Annotated in this window: 1 protein-coding gene and 1 pseudogene; one reads left to right on the plus strand and one right to left on the minus strand. The window is 42.7% G+C overall.

Annotated features, from left to right (window positions below; all coding sequences use genetic code 11):
• The first annotated feature begins 34 nt into the window (after positions 1–34).
• Entirely contained in the window at positions 35–700 is a 666-nt protein-coding gene (locus tag A3738_RS06580) for a TetR/AcrR family transcriptional regulator (RefSeq protein ID WP_068473550.1), read from the plus strand.
• On the opposite strand, the pseudogene A3738_RS06585 reads toward A3738_RS06580, so the two are convergent.
• Positions 697–990 (minus strand): annotated as a pseudogene (locus tag A3738_RS06585) (YihA family ribosome biogenesis GTP-binding protein); the annotation flags it as partial. The gene A3738_RS06580 and the pseudogene A3738_RS06585 sit on opposite strands and share 4 nt — an antisense overlap.

The following is a 990-nucleotide window of genomic DNA, read 5'->3' on the forward strand; positions in this document are numbered from 1 at the left end:
AGAACTTAGAGATCGGAATTAGTAAGGCAGTTTTGTGGCATCTAAAACAAAAGAACGCATTATCTTAGAGAGCTTGGACTTGTTTAACGCGCAAGGCGAGCGAAACGTCTCAACGAACCATATCGCTGCGCATCTTAATATGTCGCCTGGTAATTTGTATTACCACTTCCGAAATAAGAGCGACATTATTTATCAGATCTTCAAAAACTATGAGTTGATGGTGGATACCTATCTCCGTGTTCCTGAAGGGCGAAAGATAAAAGTAGAAGATTTACTTTCATACTTAGATGCGGTGTTTAATGGGCTGTGGGCCTATCGTTTTTTACATCGTGACTTGGAGCATCTTCTCGATAATGACGACAAATTGCGTGAGGATTATCGGGCATTTACCTTGCGTTGTGTGCGAGGCGTGATGAGCATTATCGAGGCTTTAGAGTTGAGTGAGATTTTCTCAAGGCAGACGGAACAGCAGCGTCAGTCTAAAGCCTTGAACGTATGGCTGATTGTGACGAATTGGATGACCTTTCTTAAGACGATGCATGGTACGCAAGAAGATCGCGAAAGTAACCCTAAAGCTATTCAGCATGGTGTGTATCAAGTCTTAGACTTTATCGTTCCGCATTTAAGAGAGCCTGAGCAAGCTGAGCTTGCCAAGCTTCAAGAGGGTTATTGCTTCGATGAGGTTCTGCCAGGCGTTTAGCTTTCTGTACTTTCTTCTTCATCTTCCAAAAAGTGCGAGAAATTTCGGTTTAATGCGTTTCTCGCTTCTTTGACGCCTGTTCCTTTCAAACTCGAAAACAACAAAATATCATTGATAAAACCGTGATCTTCCAGTGCTTTGCGTACCTGTAAGAGAACAGTTTTAGCTGGCCCATATTTCAATTTGTCTGCTTTCGTCAAAAGAATGGTTGTACTGAGTTCGCTCTTTTTGCTCCAGTCGAGCAGCATCGTGTCGAACTCTGTAAGGGGCTTTCGGATATCCATAATCAG

This window comes from Oleiphilus sp. HI0066 (genome assembly GCF_001635725.1).